The organism is Vibrio sp. OPT41, from assembly GCF_015163595.1.
GTDB classification, from domain to species: domain Bacteria; phylum Pseudomonadota; class Gammaproteobacteria; order Enterobacterales; family Vibrionaceae; genus Vibrio; species Vibrio alginolyticus.
Genome location: NZ_JADDYH010000014.1, coordinates 245,008 through 266,971 on the forward strand (window position 1 = coordinate 245,008; position 21,964 = coordinate 266,971).

16 protein-coding genes are annotated in these 21,964 nt (G+C 43.1%); 8 read left to right on the top strand and 8 right to left on the bottom strand.

Annotated elements, in window-relative coordinates; genetic code table 11:
* Position 1: 1 nt before the first annotated feature.
* Positions 2-1,030 (bottom strand): amino acid ABC transporter substrate-binding protein, encoded by a 1,029-nt coding sequence (locus IQP38_RS04780; RefSeq protein ID WP_005377403.1) that lies wholly within the window; start codon positions 1,028-1,030, stop codon positions 2-4.
* A 460-nt stretch (positions 1,031-1,490) separates the two neighbouring features.
* Between IQP38_RS04780 and IQP38_RS04785 the strand changes: the two genes are divergently transcribed.
* Positions 1,491-2,411, top strand: a complete 921-nt coding sequence (locus IQP38_RS04785; protein ID WP_033905330.1) for a precorrin-2 dehydrogenase/sirohydrochlorin ferrochelatase family protein — start codon at positions 1,491-1,493, stop codon at positions 2,409-2,411.
* A 102-nt stretch (positions 2,412-2,513) separates the two neighbouring features.
* Here the strand turns inward: IQP38_RS04785 and IQP38_RS04790 are convergent, their stop codons facing one another.
* Positions 2,514-2,996, bottom strand: a complete 483-nt coding sequence (locus IQP38_RS04790; RefSeq protein ID WP_005377415.1) for a YajQ family cyclic di-GMP-binding protein — start codon at positions 2,994-2,996, stop codon at positions 2,514-2,516.
* Positions 2,997-3,017: 21 nt separating this feature from the next.
* On the bottom strand, positions 3,018-4,076 hold the full coding sequence (locus IQP38_RS04795; protein WP_005377417.1) for a 3-deoxy-7-phosphoheptulonate synthase: 1,059 nt from the start codon (positions 4,074-4,076) through the stop codon (positions 3,018-3,020).
* Positions 4,077-4,450: 374 nt separating this feature from the next.
* Here IQP38_RS04795 and IQP38_RS04800 point away from each other — a divergent pair, with 374 nt between their 5' ends.
* Positions 4,451-4,948, top strand: coding sequence for a DUF4442 domain-containing protein (locus IQP38_RS04800; protein WP_005377418.1), 498 nt, complete (start codon positions 4,451-4,453; stop codon positions 4,946-4,948).
* A gap of 33 nt (positions 4,949-4,981) precedes the next feature.
* Here the strand turns inward: IQP38_RS04800 and IQP38_RS04805 are convergent, their stop codons facing one another.
* A complete protein-coding gene (locus IQP38_RS04805; protein ID WP_053304486.1) occupies positions 4,982-6,334 on the bottom strand; it encodes a hypothetical protein in 1,353 nt (450 codons plus the stop codon).
* 192 nt (positions 6,335-6,526) lie between these two features.
* Between IQP38_RS04805 and IQP38_RS04810 the strand changes: the two genes are divergently transcribed.
* Positions 6,527-7,360, top strand: coding sequence for a S1 RNA-binding domain-containing protein (locus IQP38_RS04810; protein ID WP_193837360.1), 834 nt, complete (start codon positions 6,527-6,529; stop codon positions 7,358-7,360).
* A gap of 283 nt (positions 7,361-7,643) precedes the next feature.
* Here the strand turns inward: IQP38_RS04810 and rsmF are convergent, their stop codons facing one another.
* The 4 genes from rsmF to IQP38_RS04830 form a co-directional block, all read right to left on the bottom strand.
* On the bottom strand, positions 7,644-9,080 hold the full coding sequence (rsmF, locus tag IQP38_RS04815; protein WP_053304487.1) for a 16S rRNA (cytosine(1407)-C(5))-methyltransferase RsmF: 1,437 nt from the start codon (positions 9,078-9,080) through the stop codon (positions 7,644-7,646).
* A gap of 150 nt (positions 9,081-9,230) precedes the next feature.
* Positions 9,231-11,879: an MlaD family protein gene (locus IQP38_RS04820; RefSeq protein WP_053304488.1), complete on the bottom strand. Its 2,649-nt coding sequence runs from the start codon at positions 11,877-11,879 to the stop codon at positions 9,231-9,233.
* Positions 11,872-13,122, bottom strand: a complete 1,251-nt coding sequence (locus tag IQP38_RS04825) for a paraquat-inducible protein A (protein WP_193837361.1) — start codon at positions 13,120-13,122, stop codon at positions 11,872-11,874. The genes IQP38_RS04820 and IQP38_RS04825 overlap by 8 nt, the downstream gene beginning before the upstream one ends.
* A 24-nt stretch (positions 13,123-13,146) precedes the next feature.
* The gene (locus IQP38_RS04830; protein ID WP_193837362.1) at positions 13,147-14,943 is read right to left on the bottom strand and encodes an ABC transporter ATP-binding protein; all 1,797 of its coding nucleotides are present in this window, start codon (positions 14,941-14,943) and stop codon (positions 13,147-13,149) included.
* A gap of 90 nt (positions 14,944-15,033) precedes the next feature.
* On the opposite strand from IQP38_RS04830, the gene IQP38_RS04835 reads away from it, so the two are divergent.
* The 5 genes from IQP38_RS04835 to pepN all read left to right on the top strand — a co-directional run bounded on the left by IQP38_RS04835 (position 15,034) and on the right by pepN (position 21,948).
* On the top strand, positions 15,034-15,507 hold the full coding sequence (locus IQP38_RS04835; RefSeq protein ID WP_005377433.1) for a GAF domain-containing protein: 474 nt from the start codon (positions 15,034-15,036) through the stop codon (positions 15,505-15,507).
* Positions 15,508-15,604: 97 nt separating this feature from the next.
* Positions 15,605-16,231: an RNA chaperone ProQ gene (proQ, locus tag IQP38_RS04840; RefSeq protein ID WP_005377435.1), complete on the top strand. Its 627-nt coding sequence runs from the start codon at positions 15,605-15,607 to the stop codon at positions 16,229-16,231.
* A 17-nt stretch (positions 16,232-16,248) separates the two neighbouring features.
* Positions 16,249-18,255, top strand: coding sequence for a carboxy terminal-processing peptidase (prc, locus tag IQP38_RS04845; RefSeq protein WP_017634279.1), 2,007 nt, complete (start codon positions 16,249-16,251; stop codon positions 18,253-18,255).
* Between the two features lie 194 nt (positions 18,256-18,449).
* Positions 18,450-19,115: a hypothetical protein gene (locus tag IQP38_RS04850; RefSeq protein WP_053304489.1), complete on the top strand. Its 666-nt coding sequence runs from the start codon at positions 18,450-18,452 to the stop codon at positions 19,113-19,115.
* Positions 19,116-19,341: 226 nt separating this feature from the next.
* Positions 19,342-21,948: an aminopeptidase N gene (gene pepN / locus IQP38_RS04855; RefSeq protein WP_193837363.1), complete on the top strand. Its 2,607-nt coding sequence runs from the start codon at positions 19,342-19,344 to the stop codon at positions 21,946-21,948.
* Positions 21,949-21,964 lie beyond the last annotated feature (16 nt).

Consider the following 21,964-nt stretch of genomic DNA (forward strand, 5'->3'; position numbering starts at 1 on the left):
TCTATCGGATTGGTGGCGCGTACATAAAGCCGCCTGCATTCCATAGCGCATTAACGCCACGAGAGATTTCTAACGGCGAACCAGTACCGACTGTACGTTCGAAGCTTTCACCATAGTTACCAACTTGTTTGATAACCTGGTAGCCCCAATCGTCGCGGATACCCAACCCTTTGCCTTTAGGGCCATCAACACCAAGGATACGTTTGATGTTTGGATCTGTTGACTTCAGCATTTCATCCGCATTCTTCGAACTAATACCGTATTCTTCAGCGTTAATCATCGCAGACAATGTCCACTTAGCGATGTTAAACCATTGATCATCGCCTTGACGAACGACTGGACCTAGTGGCTCTTTAGAGATGATTTCTGGAAGAACGGCCGCAGAGGACGGATCTTTCAAATTCAAACGCAGTGCATAAAGGCCAGATTGGTCAGTTGTTAATACGTCACAGCGTCCCGCATCAAAACCTTTCGAAGTTTGCGCCGCTGTGTCGAATACCACAGGTTTGTACGCCATGCCTTGGTTGCGGAAATAATCTGCAAGGTTTAGCTCGGTTGTTGTACCTGATTGAACACATACCGACGCACCATCAAGCTCTTTAGCACTTGATATACCAAGTTCCTTCTTCACCATAAAACCTTGACCGTCGTAGTAGTTCACACCTACGAAGTTTAGGCCCAGTGCAGTGTCACGGTGGAGAGTCCAGGTCGTGTTACGGGAAAGCACATCAATCTCACCAGATTGAAGCGCAGTGAAACGTTCTTTTGCGGTTAGGGGTACATATTTAACTTTCGTTTTATCCCCAAGAACGGCTGCAGCCAGTGCTTGGCAATATTCTACGTCGATACCTTCCCATTCGCCTTTTGAGTTAGGGTTAGAGAAACCAGGTAGACCGGTACTTACACCACAAGTAAGAAAACCTTGTTTTGTGACTTTGTCCAGAGTAGTGTCTGCTGCTTGAGCTGATGTTGCCATCATCGCAGTAGAAGCCGCTACGACGGAAGCAAGAACTGTGAGTTTATTTGCCATTTGTATCCTTCCTGTATGATCCATGTTTAATCAGGAGTGACCTGAAATAACGTGTCCAATTCGTTAGAGTTATCGTCCTACGTGATTGATTTTCGAAGAAACGGCATTCGATAGATCAACCAGTTATAAGCGTAGGAAAGGATCTGTTAATTCTCAAATATATAATTTAAATGAAGTTTTGAGAGAACTTACAAAGTGCCTTGAGATTTAGAATGACGAAATGTTAATTGTTTGTAAATAGTGCAATTCATGGACAATTTGGTGCATCAGAACAATCAATAGAAGAGTGAACAATACAAAAGAATAAAAAGTTGTTATTAAAACTGTCATTAGCTGAGCAAGGTGAAGTTCAGTAAAAATTCAAACAAAAATTATTTGTGATACCGAAACAGGGTGATGAGCTTGCCCCATTTTTGGTAGCATGGTCTACAACAGCTAATTAGAGTAATCATGGATTGAAATGCGATATTTTCCTCTGTTCTTAGATTTAATTAATAAACCCGTTCTCGTCGTGGGTGGCGGTGAGGTGGCAAGCCGAAAGGTGGAAGCGTTGCTAAAGGCTGGGGCGGATGTGACTATCGTTTCTCCGACGTTGGTTGATTTTCTGTCTAAGCTTGCTTCTGAGCATCAACTGCGCTGGGTACAACGTTTCTATTCGAGTGACATTGTCACTAAAAACTTTGTTCAAGTGTGGGCGACGACAGACAATCCTGAGCTAAATCACCAAGTGTACAAAGATGCCAAAGAGCTAGGCATCTTGGTTAACGTTGTGGATGATAAGCCTTATTGTGATTTCATCACGCCGTCAATGATTAATCGTGGCCGCATCCAAATCGCTATCTCTAGTGGTGGAGCTTCGCCAGTTTTAATTCGAAACATCCGTGAAAAGCTTGAATCGATACTGCCACAAAACATGGGGTTGATGGCGGATTTTGCTAACTCAAAGCGAAACTCAATTAAAGAGGCACTGCCTAGCGTCGATTTACGCCGCAAGTTTTGGGAGCAATTTTTCTCGAATCCCGAGGTGGAAAACGCGCGAGATAATCGTGAGTTAGAAGCAATTTACCAAGCGACCATGGCAACACCTTTAGATGAAAAGGGAAGTTGTACTTGGATACATGTTGGGAAAGATGTTGAGATGTTGCCAATAAAAGCCGTACGCTATATGCAACAAGCGGAGCTGGCTCTGTACTCAACTCGATGTGAAGCGAATGTGTTAGAACTAATACGCAGAGATGCAGAAAGAGAAGCTTTCTCGAGCGCTGCTGAGCTTTCGGATATGCTGGCCAAGGCTAAAGCTGAAAAGCTTCGAATTTGCGTGTTCATACCACAAGGAACGAGCGAATTCGTATTGCTGCAAGGGCAGGACTTGGTTATCTAGCAATGCCAAATGCTAAAAGTGGATACGTAGTTCGTTACACAAAAGCCAATAAAAAACGCCAGCGGATTATGCGCTGGCGTTTTTACTTACTTCTCAGATTGATTAATCACGGAAGTTGTTAAACTGGAATGGGATACCCATCTCTGCTTCACGAATCGCTGCCATTGTCGCTTGCAGGTCGTCGCGTTTCTTACCAGTAACACGTACTTTGTCGCCTTGAATAGAAGCTTGTACTTTTAACTTTGCGTCTTTGATAAGTTTCACTACTTTTTTCGCCGTTGGAGTATCAATACCTTGACGGAAAAGCAGAGTTTGGTGCCAGTTTTTACCAGTAACGTCTGGGTCTTGTGCATCCATTGCGTTCGCGTCAATGTTACGCTTCGCTAAGTGGCCGCGTAAAATGTCGCGCATTTGCTTAAGTTGGAAGTCACCTTCCGCAGACATTTTTACGTTTTCTTCTACTAGCTCAAAGCTCGCATTTACGTTGCGGAAATCGAAACGAGTAGACAATTCACGGTTAGCGTTATCAACGGCGTTACGTAGTTCAACCGTATCGATTTCAGAAACAATATCAAACGATGGCATGAAGATTCCTTGATTATTTTGTTATAGGGACTTTCGGGACTTAACAGCGCTTGCCAGCATATCTAGCATTGTAGCAGTGTCTTCCCAACCTAGGCATGGATCTGTAATAGACTGACCATACGTTAGGTTATTGATGTCAGTCATTGGCTGATTGCCTTCAAGAATAAAGCTTTCAGCCATGATACCCGCAATACGAGTGCTGCCTGACTTAATTTGGTTACAAATGTCTTGAGCTACGTCGATTTGTTTTCTGTGTTGCTTCTGACAGTTTGCATGGCTGAAATCCACAACCAAACGTTGTGGCAATCCAAACTCAGCTAAAGCATCACATGCTTGTTTGACTGATGCTTCATCAAAGTTAGGGCCTTTTTCTCCACCGCGCAGAATAATATGACCGTAAGGGTTGCCACTTGTGCGGTAAACCGTCATTCGACCGTTCTTATCTGGCGAGTAGAAGTAATGCGATGCTTTCGATGCGCGAATTGCATCAATTGCAATTTTTACGTTGCCATTTGTGCCATTTTTGAAACCAACTGGGCAAGATAGTGCCGACGCCATTTCACGGTGAATTTGTGATTCCGTTGTGCGAGCACCAATCGCGCCCCAAGTGATCAAATCCGCGATGTATTGGCCAGTGATCATATCAAGAAACTCAGTAGCAGTCGCAAGACCAAGCTTGTTGATATCCAGTAGTAGTTTACGAGCTTTATGAAGACCAGCTTCAAGTGCGTAAGAACCATCTAGGTTAGGGTCCGTAATCAAACCTTTCCAACCAACTACTGTACGAGGCTTTTCAAAGTAAGTACGCATCACGATAAATAGCTCGTCTTTGTACTTGTCTTGGATTTCACTCAGACGAGTGGCGTAATCAATGGCAGCTTCAGTGTCGTGAACAGAACACGGACCTACAATCGCAAGAAGGCGATTGTCTTCACCCGATAAAATGTTTTCAATCTGACGACGAGATTGAGCGATACGGTCTGCAACGTCATCCGTAATAGGATGTACACTACCTAGCTCTGCTGGGGTAGGCATTGGACCCAAAGGTTGGGTTCTCAATTCATCTGTTTTTATAGGCATGTTATAGCTTTATTCTCTATTGCGAAGGGGTAAAGATAACGGAATTACAGGCAGGAATAAACCGTTTCACGGGAATCTTCGCCAGGAAATACCGAATTGTATACAAAGGTGTAGGTATTCATTTAAATGACTTATGTATAAATGACAAAACTTGATCATTAAATCAATATATATATACATTTGAATTTATAACCATTTTCTCTATCTCGCTGTAAGGTAATCTAAGTAACTGCGATAAACTTCATACCTTACGGGTGACGCCGTCACTTTATGAGGGTTAAATAACTCGTGAGATCGAGCTTTTGTTAACATTTCTTTGACATCTATTTCTTTCGTTGATTAACTGGTCTGACTAGATTGGTAAGGAGACCAAAATGTTATCAGCTCTACGTCGTGCGAATTTGTATCTAAATCTGTTTGGCTTTTCAAAAGTGCCGCTGATTTGGCTTTGCCACCCTAAAATCATTGCGATAGATAGCAAGCATGTTGAGGTTCGTATCCCATTGCGCAGAAGAACGAAGAACCACCTGAATAGCATGTATTTCGGCGCTTTAGCCGTTGGTGCTGATGTTGCTGGTGGTTTTCTTGCTATGAGTAAAGCGCAAGAAAAGGGAGAAGCGATCTCGCTAGCATTTAAAGGTGTGAAAGCCGAGTTTTTAAAGCGCCCGGAAGCCGATGTGCACTTTGTTTGTAACGATGGTCATGTCATTGATGAGATGCTCGAGCACACCTTGGCAACGGGTGAACGAGTAAATCGTGACGTAAAAATTGTCGCGCTGTGTCCTAACTTACATGGTGACGAGCCAATGGCTGAATTCTCGCTTACTCTTTCGATAAAAAAAGCAGCCCAACAAAGAAAAGAGGCTGCCTAGTGGTTTGTGGCTCGTTTGTTTAAAGGCGTTGGCTTAATTGAGTTCAATCTTCTCGATAGAGACGATTTTGGAACGATTTAAGACCACTTTCCAGCGGTAATAAACAGGCTCATCGGTGTGGTTGTCCTCTTTGACAATCACATTGAGCAAATGACGTTTCTCTACTGACTCTTTGGTTACTTGACCTTCATTTAAACGGTAAACTCGGTTTGAGCTTTTATCCATCAAGCGGATGATAGGGCGTAAACTGATGTTCAATGTTTCTCTCGTTTGTTCGTAACCACTCAAGAAAAGAGAGGTCGCCATTTCGGTTTTCTCGTGATAATGAAGAATCTGCTCTTCACGTTGAACGACGCGTTTTTTACGTATTCTTTGAATCTTATCCGGCAAGCTACTTAAGGTACGATAATCGAGCCACTCCAATTTTTTGCCAACCACTTTTTTCGTCGTTGGATCAACATACTTCTTACGCCATTTTGGCTTGCCTTTACGGATCCATCGCCACATGGCATCGCGTAAATCATCTTTAAAGATTTCTCGTAAAGCGTAAATAAAAGACATCGCGATAATGAATGAGGCAGAAATTTCCCCCAGATAATCGCGAGCGAGAATCACGGTCGAGGTCACGACAACCATCACTAAACCGGTTGCAATACCTTTGATAGCGCGCTTAATGTTGTTACCCATCGATATGGTTTCTTCACGAAGCACGATAGGGTGTTCAATCAATCGCCTTAGCAAGCGCATTTTGTTAGATAGGCGAGTAACGTCTTCAACGACTCTTGATGAGTTGTATTTGTTGAGTTTACGATGGGCTTGCTCTTTCTCACATAGCGTGATCAGGCGCTTCTTGATCGTGCCATAGTCGCCTTCACGTGGTAGGTGGGCCACCAGTGACAGGAACTTTTGCTCGGTATACCAGGACAGATAGTTATCGATGTTAACGTAGTAGCGTTTTAAGTTCTCTTCGTAAGGAATAGAACGCCGCAAGCGCTTTAAGATCTCAAGCGTGAGCTCGATAACTTCGTCCACTTCCTCTTCCGTTACGGAGTTGTTCTCATGCTTGTTTAAACTTGCTACCGCTTTGTCTAGCGCGATAACGTATTGGTAAGCGAACAAACTCAAACTTACTCGGTATTGCTGATTCGACAGGCGTCCACGTTTGGCAAGTCGACTGTGTACTAGCGGAAGAAGGATTTCAGTACTGTAATAAGATCGTTGCTGTGTGATTGAGGTGTAATAAAATTCGGATTCACTGATGATATCGGCGTTTAAACCAAGCTCACCAGGTATAAAAAAGTAAATATCTAGGTCGACACTTTTGCTCTTTGCGAGTGCATGACTGATTTTTAATGTTATTGAGTCTTGTTTATCGACGGTGACCAAAGAAAGCTCCTGACTTTGCTAAAGCATTCTTAACTTATGCGTTCCGTTGAGCAGGTAAGTATAAGAGTGCTAAAAGAGTGACTGGGGCATATAGCTGAACGACAACAGCATAACAGAGCACTATGCTTTTCTCTCTGATTTTCTTGTTAGTTTAGGTATAATTCCACGTAAATTTAAAAAGAGACAAAATCAATGATTAAAATTGGTCAAATTAACAGCTTAGAAGCCATTAAAAAGGCTGATTTTGGCGTATTTCTGGATGGCGATGATTACGGTTCTGTTCTACTACCTAGTAAGTATGTACCAGAGGGTACTGAAATTGGTGAGCATGTAGACGTATTTCTGTACTTCGATTCAGAAAGCCAACTTGCTGCGACCATTGAAAGACCAATTGCCCAAGTGGGTGAATGGGGTTTAATGAAGATTGAGGGTGTGAATGCGACAGGTGCTTTTGTAAATTGGGGCATCAAAGAAAAGGACTTACTGATTCCTTTTAGTGAGCAACGCACTCGCTTCTCTGCCGGACAAACCATTTTAGTGTATGTTTATACCGACAAAGCGTCAGGTCGCATTGTTGGTACGACTAAGTTCAATAAATGGTTAGATAAAACTCCAGCGAATTATGAAGTTAACGAGCAAGTTGATTTGATCATCGCAGAGCGTAGTCAACTTGGTTATAAAGCTATCGTTAATGGTAAGCATTGGGGCATGATTTTCCCATCGGATGTTTTTGGTAAGCTTTACATCGGTAAAAAGCTGAAAGGCTTTATTAAGCACATTCGTGAAGATGGCAAAATCGACCTTGCTCTACAAAAAGTCGGTGTGGCGAAAATGGACGATCTTTCTAGTAAGATCCTTGACTTGCTAGAGAAGAAAGGCGGATTTTTGCCTTTGAATGACAAGTCTTCTCCTGAAGCGATTTTTGATGCTTTCCGCACAAGTAAAGGGACTTATAAAAAGACCATCGGTGGCTTATACAAGCAGGGTAAAATTGTCATTGAGAAAGACGGTATTCGTCTAGCGTAGTCCAAACTCACGTATAGTGGAACTACAGCCAAAAAAACGGCCCAAACTTTTCCTTTTTTTGGGCCTAGGGGAAACGGCTCCGCAGAGCCTGCGCTAAACTTGTCCAACAATAATTTTGTTGGTGAACATAGAGAGAAATGCCACATCAAAGCATTACTTTGATACAACTAGTTTAGTACAGCGTGTCCGGATCGCTAGCGAGCCCACTTGCTTTCATACTTACGAATTAAAAAGCCATCGCAAATACGATGGCTTTTCATTTATTTATGGTTCGTTACGTCTTTTAAAATAAGTTCTTATCTCGTACTAATTCGCGAGGGAGACCATTCTTTATTCGGTTGCTTACCCACTTGCCAAGGCCAATAACTGCGCCTTGATAGGTGACAAGCACTTCGCCTTTACCTGTTTTCATTCCCTCAGGAATGGTTTGTGGGCGAACATCACGCCCCATGTACCATTCGCGCGCTTCTTCAATACTGAGTTCAATGGCGTTGCTTTCAGAACCTGTCGCCAGGGCAGTCGCGACTTGGTGTTGCCAACGGTAGCCATTTTTATGGGCTTCCGCGATCTTTATACCCATACGGGAGAAGCGTAATTCGCCGATCATCGCTTCTAAAGCATTAGGGAATAACCAGACATCTTTATCGCGAAGCCATACAGAACTGTCATTTGGAAGTTTAATACCTAACGCGCTTTGGAGTTGTTGAGCAATTTCTGTCGATTCTTTTTTTGAAGTTTTAGCAAAGGGGAATTTCCCCATGCGCTTTTTGACTTCTGGCGCCTCAACAGCAGCCAGTTTGCGAATTCTTGCAACAAAGAACCCTTCACAGTCGTAGACCTGTGGGAAAATATGCAAAAAGCCTTCTTCAGTTAGGGCTGCCTCTGCGTTTTCAAACAAGTTCTCAAGGCTTTCAAACTCTACAGCATCCCCAAAGGTTTCTTTCAAGTGTTGACAAACTTGTTGGTTTTCTTCTGTACTGAGCGTACATGTTGAGTAAACCATCACACCACCGGGCTTTAATGCATGGAAGGCGCTTTCAATAAGATCTTTCTGTGTGTCAGCGATGTCGAGTACGGAAGCTTGCGTCCAGTTTTTCATCGCATCTTCGTCTTTGCGAACGGTGCCTTCTCCAGAGCAGGGCGCGTCGAGCAAAACCGCATCAAATTGTTCTGGTAGCCAACCGCCAAAAACGCGCCCATCGAAGTTACTTAGTGCGGCGTTACGTACCCCACAACGTTCCACATTAGCGTGCAGTACTTTTACACGACTTGCGGCGTATTCATTGGCCACAAGTACACCTTTGTTGTTCATTAGAGCTGCAATTTGAGTGGTTTTTGAGCCGGGAGCGGCTGCGGTATCTAACACGGCATCGTAAGATTCATCATTCATAAACAGAGCAGATACCGGCATCATCGAACTGGCTTCTTGAATGTAGAATAAGCCAGACATGTGTTCTGCTGTGTTGCCTAATGGTACAACTGACTCGTCCGCTTCAATCCAAAACCCCGAGTCACACCAAGGCACAGGAGAAAGCTTCCAGCCTTTTGTTTCTGCTCGTTCTAAAAACGCTTCAACGCTGATCTTCAACGTATTAACTCGAATACTTTTGCGCAGTGGCTTTTGGCAAGACGCGATAAAGTCTTCCATGTTGAGGTGAGCAGGAAGGATCGTTTGGATTTTTTCCAGAAACGCGTCTGGGATGTAAACATTAGGATGCAATGTGGGATCTCGTTTGCAGAATTTGTGGCAAATAATATACGAAAGCGAAGCAGAAACGAATAGTGACAAGGGCCGAGCATTAAAAAAGAGCAGCGATTGCTGCTCTTTTAAAGTGATCAAACTTCAATTGTACATGAATTGAGCTTTATTCTACGGCTTAGGAATCGCTGTACGCCATTGAGTCCAACCCTCTTCAGCTTGTGGATACAAAAAGAAAGATTGCCCACTCTTTGCCGCTGGTGGAATAGTCGATTGCTCTGGCGTTGAAAACGCAATTCCTCCGCGAACTAAACTATCAAAGGTTCCCGCTTTGATGTTAGCGCCGGTAAGCCCGATGGAAACATCTACTCCTGAAACATTCCAGAACACACTGTTTTGACGAACGAGGTAAGCATATTCAGGCTGTATTTTGATAGTCGTGAGGATGCGATCAGCAAATTCTCCTAGGCTTACGTCGGTCACTTGGCCAACTTCCATCTGGCGGTAAAGAATAGGGGTACCGACTTGAACTGAACCTCTTTGTTCACTTTGTAACGTAAACATGATTCCATGCACGCGTTCTGAACTATGTTCTAATTGAAAATCAAATTTAGCTTTACCTTTACCTGGTTCAACACTGATGGATTTCGACACCAACGCCCCGAGGTTTTTAACGCCACCTAAACCAATTTCTGGTTCAGTTAGCCAAAAATGTGAGCCTTCAACCGCAATGTTTTCTACGTATTCAGGTAGGATCCTTGCAGTGACTTCAACCATGTTACGACGAAAATTCGGTACAACCAGAGTGATTTCACCAACTTTAACACCTTGATATTCAATCGGCATTCCTTTAGCAATCTCTTGCGAACCGTCGGTTTCTAAAGCAATGACGCGCCCAAACTTGCGAGCGGTTTTTTGATCAGAATACAGCTTCCAGCTTTCTCCGATTTTGTTTTCAACGCCTGGCACGGAGTCAAAAGCGATGCCACCTTCTATTAACGATTTCAAAGGGTGTGCTTTCACACTGACGCCAGCTAATGATGCATCTATCTCAATCCCTGAACGATTCCAAAAAACGGTTTGTGGCGTTACAAGATAAGCGAAGCGGTTTTCGATAGTAGCCTTAATTAGTACTCCGCCATCAACTAGTTGGAAATCGGAGACGTTACCAACTGGAAGATTACGATAGAGTAGAGGGCTGCCTTTGGAAATCGGCGGCAATTCAGAAGCAAATAGTGTTAGAGCCCTAGAGCCACTTTGATTGTACTGCGCCAATTCAGCCAATGATTCATTTTGGAACAGTTGATACTCTTTTTGAATATCCTGCTTGCCTTCGCTCACAAAACTAATTGACCCGGTTAACAACTGCTTTGCTGGAGGAACGGTAACGCTGAGCCCGGATTCAGTTAACTCTGCTGATGCACTGCCGGTTACATAAAAACGATTGTTTGATTTGATCAGATGTTTGTATTCATGGTCAATCAATACATCCATAAATACTTCGTGTTGTGATTTTTTATCTTCCTTAACTAGGCCCACTTTGATGATTGAACCAACAACGATGCCTTTATAAAGTACATTGGCACCGCTATCTAGGCCAAACGAATTGTCGGACACCAACCGAATCGCGATGGACTTTTCTTGCTGTTGGTTAAACACGTTTTTACGAATGGCAGTAAAGCGGCGAGAGCGTTCACCCGCGCCCGGCACGATCGTTAAGAAGTTCCCTCGCACTAAATTAGCAATGTTTTCTACACCAGAGAGGGACACTTTTGCTTCTTCTAAGACAAATCGAGTACCTGTCGTCAGCATGTCACTAAAAGCGGGTTGAATTGCCGCTGACGCCAATATCACTTCTCGGCCTTCGGAAAGGCTCAAGTCCGTAACTTGGCCAATTTCGATTCCGCGATACATAATTGGAGCGCCTTCTCCGCTGATCTTGCTGTCATCAGGTAGGACGATTTTAACCGCGATGCCTCGACCAGCAGTTTTCAAATCTTTATACAAACGGAACTCGGTGTTCTCTTCTACAGGCTCACCATCATCCGGAGAGTCGACGGCGATGGCGCCACCTAGTAAGGCACTCATGCTTTCTAGTCTTACATCGACACCTTCAAAACCGATGCTGGCACCAATTCCACTGACGTTCCAGAATCGACTGCGGTTGTTAATGATATGTCGGTATTGATCCTGAATGTTGGCCTGAATAGTGATAGATTTTGCATCTTCATCTAGCTGGTAACTGTACACTTCACCGATTGGGATTTTCTTATAAACAATTTGAGAGCCAACCGATACACCACCTAAATCACGGCTTTTGAGCTTAATATTCAAACCTTGAGAAACGCGTAAATCTGTTGGAGCAGAGTCTAACGCATGGAATGTTGTCTCAAACTCTTGACCATCTCCGGGTTGAATCGAGATGTAGTTACCTGAGACGAGCGCATCCAGTCCGGAAACTCCCGTTAGGCTAGCTGTTGGTTTTACTAACCAAAAGCGTGTTTTATCGTTCAGTAACTTTGCAGCTTCAGGATAGATATCAGCATCGACATAAATACTGCCGAGATCTTCGGTGAGGTTAATGTCTCTTACCATGCCGACTTCTAATCCTTGGTAACGGATAGTGGTTCGGCCGGCGACAAGACCAGCGGCATCAGAAAAATAGATTTGCACTCGTTGTCCTGCATCGTGTATCGACTTCACAACAAGCCAGCCAGCTAAGACCATGGTCAAAATTGGCAACAGCCAAAGAGGAGATATGCCTTTACTCCGCTTTACATCTGGTACGTATGACGTTTGAGAACTGTTCTGATCACTCATTCATTGACTCTTTTTCTGATTGTTTTGGGTTTGTTTGGTCCCAGATTAGCCTTGGATCAATACTTTCTGCTGCAAGCATGGTCAACACTACGACAACACCAAATGCTACGGCGCCATATCCTGGTGTGAAATCCAGTATCTGACCACGATCGACTAACGTCATCATGATAGAAATAACAAACAAATCCATCACAGACCATTTACCGATCCATTTAACAACAAAGTAAACCATCATTCGTTGTCTCTTAAACACCGAACGTTTGAATTGGATGCAAAGCATGATGTAGGCGAGCCCAAGTATTTTAATCACCGGGACAACGACACTGGCAACAAAAATGATCGCAGCGATTCCATACATGCCGCTTTTTACCAAACCAGCCACGCCTGAAAAAATAGTGTCCTCCAAACGCTTACCATTGGTAAGCAAGATGGAAATAGGGATCAGGTTAGCGGGGAAGATGGCGACCGTTGCTGCGATGAGGTAAGCCCATGTTTTCTGAATGGAGTTTGGCTTGCGATGATATAACTCGTGATGACAACGTTGGCAATGGTGGCCTTCAGGCTGGGACAAGTGGCATTCATGGCAATGCACATCTTTATGCTCAAAAGCATATAAACTTTCTGGTTTCCAAGCTTCCCAATAACGACGCACGCTGATTCTTGAAACTAACAAAACGGTAAATATCTGCAAAAGAACCAGACCAATTAACCCTGGGCCGACGAAAATGTCGGAATAATCTTGGAGTTTAAAACAGGAAATGGCGATGCTCACTAAGAACACATCTAACATAACCCAATGCTTCAAATGTTGAATTAGCCACAGTGAGATACGAAGCCCACGGAACCATCGTTGATGTAAAGAAATATGCGCCGTTACCACTGAAACACAAACCGTCAGTGGCGCTAGAGAGCTACAAAATAGAATGAGCAATGAAAGAAGAACAAATCCTTCTTCCATCAATGTGAGCATCCCTGAAGGCAGGGTTGCCGGAATCATCACACCAAAGAGTCGGATGCTAATAAAGTTAAAAAAGTGCGATGGAATAAATAGTAGGATGCAGGTTATCGCGACGGCTAGATTACCAGAGAGGCTAGGGCTACCTCCGCGATATAATTGTGTACCACAACGAGGGCAGTGTGCATTTTTGCCATGGGGTAAGTCGACGATGTCGATAGGCAATTCACAACCTTGGCACAAACGTACGTTATTGGGTTGCATGGCGTGCTTAGACAGAGAGGTCATAACGACCTCTCTAGCTTGAACGATTTAAGCGTGGGACTGTATGCCCCCATATAAGGTTTGATATAAGCCTTCTTGCTCAACTAACTCACCATGAGTACCTGTTTGCGTCACTTTCCCATCTTCAAGCACGTAGATCAAATCGGCTTGTTTAACAGCGGACAGTCGGTGCGCAACGATTAATGTTGTTCTACCACGTAAGAACTCGGTCAGTGCTTTGTGTAAAGCCGCTTCAGTAGCGGTATCTAGCGCAGACGTGGCTTCGTCTAAAATAACAAATTGAGGATTACTCAGCACCATTCTAGCAATGGCAAGCCGTTGTCGTTGACCTCCTGACAAACGAATGCCATTACGACCAACTTGAGTATCCAAGCCGTGGTTCAGTTGAGAAATAACATCTTGCAGCTGAGCCACTTCAAGCGCACGCCAAAGTGACATTTCGTCAAAATTACCACCAAGCGTTAGATTATGCCTCAAGGTGTCGTTAAATAGTATAGGTTGCTGTAATACCACGGCAATTTTGTCGCGAATTACTTCAAAACCAATATCTTCTGTTAATTCATCATTAAAGCGAATGCTACCGGAGTTTTGACGGTAAACCCCAATAAGTAATTGTATCAAGGTTGACTTACCACCGCCGCTTGCACCAACTAACGCCACTTTCTTTCCTGCCGGCATATGTAAAGAAAGATTATCTAGGACTTTGTTTTCATTATTGTAAGAGAAATTAATGTTTTCTACTTTAACGTCAACTTCTCTACCTTCTTTGAAAGGATTTACCTTAGGAACCGGTCTCTGCTCTTCTTCTAACTCTAATAAGTCGTTGATGCGTTTTAATGCGGCTTTAGCGCTGTACCAAGAAAACTGAATCCCAAGCAACTCTTGAACAGGAGACAGCATGAACCATAGGTAACCAAAAACGGCAAATATTTGGCCAATAGTAAGGTCACTGAACATGACCATTAACATTGCGACAGCTCTGAATAATTCAAAGCCGATCAAAAAGAGAAGAAAAGAAACGCGACCAGCCGCTTCAGATTGCCAAGCATACTTGTCTGCATCAACGCGAACTTGGTTCGCACTGTCTTTGAGTTGTTGGAGGAATTCTCGCTCTTTATTGGCTGCGCGTAGTTGGTAGATTCCATCTAATGTTTCAACCAAACGGTTTTGGAAAATTTCAAAAGAATGATTTTCCTTCCGTTTCAGATGTTTAACCATACTGCCTAGTTTACGTGAGAAGTAAATGACAATAGGGTTAACTAACAGGATAAACAGACCAAGTCGCCAATCGAGCCAAAGTAGAACGATAGCAGTACCAATAACAGTCAGAAAACTGATAACGAATTTTGCTAACGTAGAACCAATAAATTTATCAATGGTCTCAATGTCAGTGATAAGGTGTGCGTTGATTCCTCCGCTACCTTTGGTTTCGTATTGTCGGATGCTGATACGGCCGAGTTTGTCGATCATTTTACTGCGCATCTCAAACGTGATGGTTTTTGAAACAAGCGTAAATTGTCGGCTTTGAAGGATATTTAATCCTTGGCTCGCAGCTCGCATAAGAACAACCAATAACAGGGTGAAGAAAATATAGCCTGTCGGAGTGTGCCACGCTTCAGGGAGAATGGCATTCATGGCGTCTAAGCCTTTTGCAGGTTGGTCCAATAAGACCTCATCAACCATCAAAGGCATGAGGAGGGGAATTGGAACACTAATCAAGGTTGCAAGCACCGCTATCAAGTTCGCTATGATCAGCTTGGACTTGTGCTTTTTTACTTGTGTTATCAACCAAGAACGGCTAATAGTGTCATTTTTCAGAAGCATTGTAATTGAGAATAAGTCCTATTATAAAGTAGGGCTGCATTTTAGCGCCATACATTGAGAATGGAAGCTTTTATAGTAAGTAGGAATAATATGAACTTAGAACAATACCAAAGACTAACCAAACAAGCTGTTGCTCTAATTGAGTCTGAACCAGACTTTATTGCGAACCTAGCAAACTTGAGCTCATTGCTTTTCATGGAACTTGACGATCTTAACTGGGCAGGCTTTTACCTAACAAAAGGTGAAGAGCTTGTTCTTGGTCCGTTCCAAGGAAAACCAGCTTGTGTTCGTATCCCAATGGGTCGAGGCGTCTGCGGTACTGCTGCACAAACTAATACTATACAAAGAGTATACGACGTTCACGAATTTGAGGGGCATATTGCGTGCGATGCAGCGAGCAATTCAGAAATTGTGATTCCATTTTCTATTAATGGAAAGGTGGTTGGTGTACTTGATATTGATAGTCCAAGTATTGGCCGATTTAATGAAACAGACGAAGAAGGTCTCACTCATTTCATGGTTGAAGTAGAAAAGCTGCTTAATTCACACGCGAACGACGCATAAATTAGCCTTCGAGTGTGGTTTTTCCTTGGCATGTCACTATAATACGAGAATATTTTTTCTTAATGCTCGCGGAAATCCGCTCAAATCAGGACCCCTCATGACTGAAAAGTTAAAAAACAGCAAAGAAGTTATTGCATATATTGCTGAATGTTTCCCTAAGTGCTTTACTTTAGAAGGTGAAGCAAAACCTCTGAAAATTGGTATTTTTCAAGATCTTGCGGAACGTCTAAATGAAGACGAAAAAGTAAGCAAAACACAGCTTCGTGCAGCGTTAAGACAGTACACTTCATCATGGCGTTACCTACACGGTGTAAAACCAGGTGCAGTACGTGTAGACCTAGATGGCAACCCTTGTGGTGAGCTAGAAGAAGAGCACGTTGAACACGCGAAAGCGACACTTGCAGAAAGCAAGGCGAAAGTTCAGGCTCGTCGTAAAGAACAAGCACAAAAAGCTCGTGAAGAGGGTAAGGCGAAAGCGAAACCTGCGGCTAAAAAGCCTCAACAGCCTCGTCGTACTAATAAACCAAAAGTACAAAAACCAACTAAGCCTGTAGAAACGCGCGCTCTAAATGCTGATGAAATCACAGTAGGTAACGCAGTTAACGTGAACATGGGCAAAGGAAACATGGCAGCGACCATTGTTGAAATCAATAAGGATGATGTACGTGTTCAACTTGCTAACGGCCTACAAATGGTTGTGAAAGCGGAGCACTTGCGCGCATAAAGGAGATACTCCTACGCATGAATTGCCGTTCAAAAGTGACCCTGATTGCTGCTAGCTTATGGCTAGCAGCATCAGCTCAGGCTCTTGAAGCCAAACTACATAAAGATGACCTGCCGGTTCTTTCTCCTGAAGTTCAGCATGAAACAGCTAGCAAACGAGTCACCTCGCGATTTACCCGCTCTCATTATAAGCACTTCAGCCTCAATGATGATTTCTCTAAAGCGATCTTTGAACGCTATGTAGAGTTGCTTGATTACAATAGAAATATTTTCACTCAAGCAGACATCGATTCATTTAAAAATTGGTCAGTCGAGCTTGATGATCAGCTTAAATCGGGCAACAACCAAATTGCTTTTGATGTTTACAACCTCTCAATGCAGAAGCGTTTCGATCGTTTTGCTTATGCGTTAACTCTACTCGATGAAGAGATCAAGTTTGATACCGATGACGAGATAGAGTTAGACCGCTCTGAGGCCGCATGGCCAAAAGACGAAGCAGAGCTCAACGAGTTGTGGCGCAAGCGTGTGAAATATGACGCGTTAAATCTGAAACTGACTGGCAAAGAGTGGCCAGAGATTAAAGAAGTTTTAGAGAAGCGTTATAACAACGCGATGAAGCGCATCACACAGACCAACAATGAAGACGCATTTCAGTTGTATATGAATGCCTTCGCGCGACAGGTTGACCCTCATACAAGCTACCTTTCTCCACGTAATGCCGAGCAATTCCAATCGGAAATGAACCTTTCTCTAGAAGGTATCGGCGCCGTTTTGCAAATGACAGACGATTACACAGTAATTCGTTCACTTGTTGTTGGCGGTCCGGCCTCAAAGAGTAAGCAACTTGGTGAAGGGGACCGAATCACTGGTGTTGGACAAGACGGTGAAGAAATTGTCGACGTGATCGGTTGGCGTCTGGATGATGTTGTTCAGTTAATCAAAGGCCCTAAAGGCACAAAGGTTAATCTACAGATCTTGCCAGAAGGTAACGATGCGAAGAGTTACATTGTCACAATTGTTCGTGACAAAGTTCGCTTAGAAGATCGTGCAGTTAAGTCAGAAATCATCGAAAAAGACGGTAAGAAGATTGGTATTTTAGAAGTACCAAGTTTCTACGTCGGCTTATCGAAAGACACCGATAAATTACTAGCTGAGTTGAAAACCAAAAACGTTGACGGCGTAATCGTTGATCTACGCAACAATGGCGGTGGTGCGCTAACAGAAGCAACGGCATTGACAGGTTTATTCATTAAAGAAGGTCCTGTAGTTCAAGTTCGTGACAGCTATGGCCGCATCAAGGTGAATGCCGATACCGATGGAAAAGTGAGTTATGATGGCCCATTGACGGTGTTGATTAACCGCTACAGTGCTTCAGCATCTGAAATTTTTGCAGCGGCAATGCAAGATTATAATCGTGCAATCATCTTAGGTGAAAACTCTTTCGGTAAAGGTACAGTTCAGCAACATCGTTCACTGAATCATATTTACGATCTTTTCGATAAAGAGCTAGGTTATGTTCAGTACACGATTCAGAAGTTTTATCGTATTGACGGTGGAAGTACGCAAAATCGTGGTGTTGCACCAGATATTTCGTACCCAACGCCAATTGAGGCTTCTGAAACAGGTGAAAGTGTTGAAGACAATGCTTTACCTTGGGATCAGATTGATAAAGCACAATATCAAACGTTTCCAAGTAACGACGCCTTAGTTGAAAAACTTACTGCTCTTCATAACAAGCGTATTTCTGATGAAATGGAGTTCCGCTTTATCAATGAAGACATCGAGAAATATCGTAAAGAAAAAGACGATAATACTTTGTCTTTGAACGAAAAAGTTCGTAAGGCTGAATCGGATAAAGCGGAAGCCCTTCGATTACAACGCATAAATGAACGTCAAGTTGCTTTGGGTAAAAAAGCATTTAAAACATTGGATGACATACCAAAAGACTACGAGGCTCCTGATGTTTATTTAGATGAGTCTGTCGCGATTATGGTCGATCTACTTAAGCAGGAAAATCAGTCATAATAACTGGCAATTTAGAATAAAAAGAGTGAGTCTTTCAGATTCACTCTTTTTTTATGCCTTTTTGTCTTCCGCTGTCTCGATATCGAGCAAGATATTCGCTTATTTTCCCCCAATAATTTACGTGATCTACATCTAAAATTTCGCGAAAGTGAGGACTACTGGCTAAGCTAAAAGAAAACGATAAGGATGCCGATATGAAGTGGTTCTTTATTTTACTTAGCTTTTGCTGCTTTAGTGTGTTTGGTGGAGAAAACACCAGAGAAGATGAATTAAGTCACTTTGACACGCCGTTTCTCATCGGAGACTGGTATTTGATGAACCCAAACCCCGAAGAGTCGGCTGAAAACTTTCGTGCGATCAAACTCTCATTAGGTTCTGACTACAGCTTTTCTATTGATATTCAAAAGAAAGACTATTCCGTTGACCATTGGGAAGGGCTGTATAACGCAAATGAAGACACAATCGTTCTTGGTTTAAACACCGACGAGCCTCAAATTTATGCCTATCGCAACAACCATAATACGCTTGATCTTAATGGTGTAACATTCACTAAGGGATTATCCAATTCACTTGCAGGTATGTGGTCTAGCTCTCACGTATCTGGCGACGGTCTTGTGGCCAACAACATTAATCAGATGGATTTGATACTTCAACCTGATTTCGTGTTCATGTTTAGGGTTTCGAACGAAGAAGGGGATGAGTCCATCAAACAAGGTGTGTTTTACACAGAAGATGAGTTTTTGGTTCTGCTGTATGAAAATGGCGAGCATGGAACCACGTATAAGCTCAACAAGAATGAGCTAACGATCGAAGATTCCAATGGTGATATGTACGCCGTACTCAATAGAGTTACGCCATGATGCCTTTAACATGCGCCAAATTACGCGTGCGTACGGTAAGTCATTAATGTTGTTTAAATGTTAATCAAAAAACGGAGCTAGAGCACTAAAAGCTCCGTTTTTTGATGGAAAGACTTGTATTCTGATACCACAACCCCTACAAATAGCTTATATAGTGATACCAGAAATGCATTTTTGATCATGCAGTCTGGTATTTTTGTTGTTCGACATACAAGGATTTATGCTCATGTCTCAAGCTCCCCTGGCCAAATATCGTAAAGATTATAAAGAGCCATCTCATGCGATTACTGATATCGATCTTACTTTTGATCTATATGACAATGACACAATCGTTACGGCGGTATCAAAAGTTGCTCAAAAAGGCGATACAACAACGCTAGAACTCGATGGCGAAGGGCTTGAGCTACGCGCTGTAAAAGTAAATGGTGAGGATTGGGCTCATCACGAGGTGAAGGAGTCATCGCTGGTACTGACCGATCTTCCATCCGAGTTTGAACTTGAAATCGTCACCAAAATTGATCCTGAAGCGAATACAGCACTCGAAGGTTTGTACAAATCAGGCGGCGCATTTTGTACTCAGTGTGAGGCTGAGGGCTTCCGCCGTATCACGTACTATCTAGACCGTCCGGATGTTCTAGCAAAATACACAACAAAAGTGATCGCAGATAAAGCGGCTTACCCATATTTGCTGAGCAATGGTAACCGAATTGCAGAAGGTGATGCAGAGAACGGTCGTCATTGGGTTCAATGGCAGGATCCGCATCCAAAACCAGCTTACTTGTTCGCCCTTGTTGCAGGCGACTTTGATGTATTGCGTGACAAATATACAACGATGTCAGGTCGCAGTGTTGATTTAGAAATCTTTGTTGATAAAGGTAACCTAGATCGTGCAGGCCATGCGATGACATCTTTGATCAACTCGATGAAGTGGGATGAGGAACGCTTTGGCCTGGAATACGATCTGGATATTTACATGATCGTTGCTGTTGATTTCTTCAACATGGGTGCAATGGAAAACAAAGGCTTGAACATTTTTAACTCAAAATATGTGCTGGCGAACGATCAAACTGCGACAGATCGTGATTATTTAGGCATCGAAGCTGTGATCGGTCATGAGTACTTCCACAATTGGACTGGAAACCGTGTCACTTGTCGTGACTGGTTCCAACTAAGTCTAAAAGAAGGCTTAACCGTATTCCGTGACCAAGAATTCTCTTCTGACTTAGGCTCTCGTGCTGATAACCGTATTGATAACGTACGTATTATTCGTGGTCCTCAATTTGCGGAAGATGCAAGCCCAATGTCTCACCCGATTCGTCCTGACAAAGTCATTGAGATGAATAACTTCTACACGCTAACGGTGTATGAAAAGGGCAGCGAAGTTATTCGCATGTACCATACACTCCTTGGCGAAGAGGGCTTCCAAAAAGGAATGAAACTTTATTTTGAACGTCACGATGGTACCGCCGCGACGTGTGAAGACTTTGTTTCTGCAATGGAAGATGCCACCGGTGTTGATTTAAAACAGTTCCGTTTGTGGTACAGCCAATCGGGTACACCAACGCTACGCGTAAATAGCGAATACAACGCTGATGCAAAAACTTACGCACTAACGGTAGAGCAATTTACGGAGCCGACGCAAGACCAAGCAGAAAAACAAGCGCTGCATATTCCGTTCGATATCGAGTTGTATGATTCGAAAGGTCGAGTTATCCCACTGGTGATTAACGGTGAATCTGTTCATAACGTGCTGGATATTAAACAAGATAAGCAAACGTTCGTATTTGAAAATGTCGAAGAACAGCCAGTGCCATCTTTGTTGCGTGAATTCTCGGCACCAGTCAAATTAGAATACGATTACAGCGATGACGAGTTAGTCTTCTTGATGAAGCACGCAACGAACGATTTTGCTCGATGGGACGCTAGCCAAATGCTATTGGCTAAATACATTCGTCAGAATGTGAAAAATGTTCAAGCGGGACAAGAAGTATCACTTTCTGAAGGTGTGATAGATGCTTTCCGCGGTGTGCTGTTGGATGAAACGCTTGAGCCAGCTTTCTGTGCTCAAGTTTTCTCTATGCCTTCAATCAATGAGATTACTGGTTGGTACCAGCAAATTGATATCGATGCCGTAGACAAAGTGCTAAATAGCATTACAGTGTCACTTTCTAAGGAATTAGAAGATGAGCTAAGTGCGACTTATCACACGCTTAAGCAAACAGAGTATACGATCGACCATGCTGCAATTGGCAAGCGTGCTTTACGTAACCGTTGCCTTCAGTACCTAGCATATACGGAAAAAGGTAATGATTTAGTCAACGCACAATACGCATCTGCAAATAACATGACAGATACGATTGCTGCGATGAGTGCTGCAAATAACGCTCAGCTCGAGTGTCGTGAAGCACTTATGGCTGATTACAGCGATAAATGGAAGCACGATGGTTTGGTTATGGATAAGTGGTTTGCACTGCAAGGTAGCAATCCTGCAGAGGATGCTCTTGAAAAAGTAAAAGCAACCATGAACCACGAAGCATTTAGTTTGAAAAATCCGAACCGTACGCGCAGCTTAATTGGCTCGTTCTTAAGTGCGAACCCTGTACGTTTCCATGATAAATCCGGTGTAGGTTACCAGTTTGCCGGTGAAATTCTTCGCCAACTAAATGATTCGAACCCACAAGTAGCTTCTCGAATGATTGATCCTTTGCTTAAGTTCCGTAAATACGATGAAGCTCGCCAAGCAATGATTCGTGCAGAACTTGAAAAGCTCAAAGCAATGGATAATCTTGCTAAAGATCTATTCGAAAAAGTGACTAAAGCACTAGACGAATAGTAAACAACACAATAGG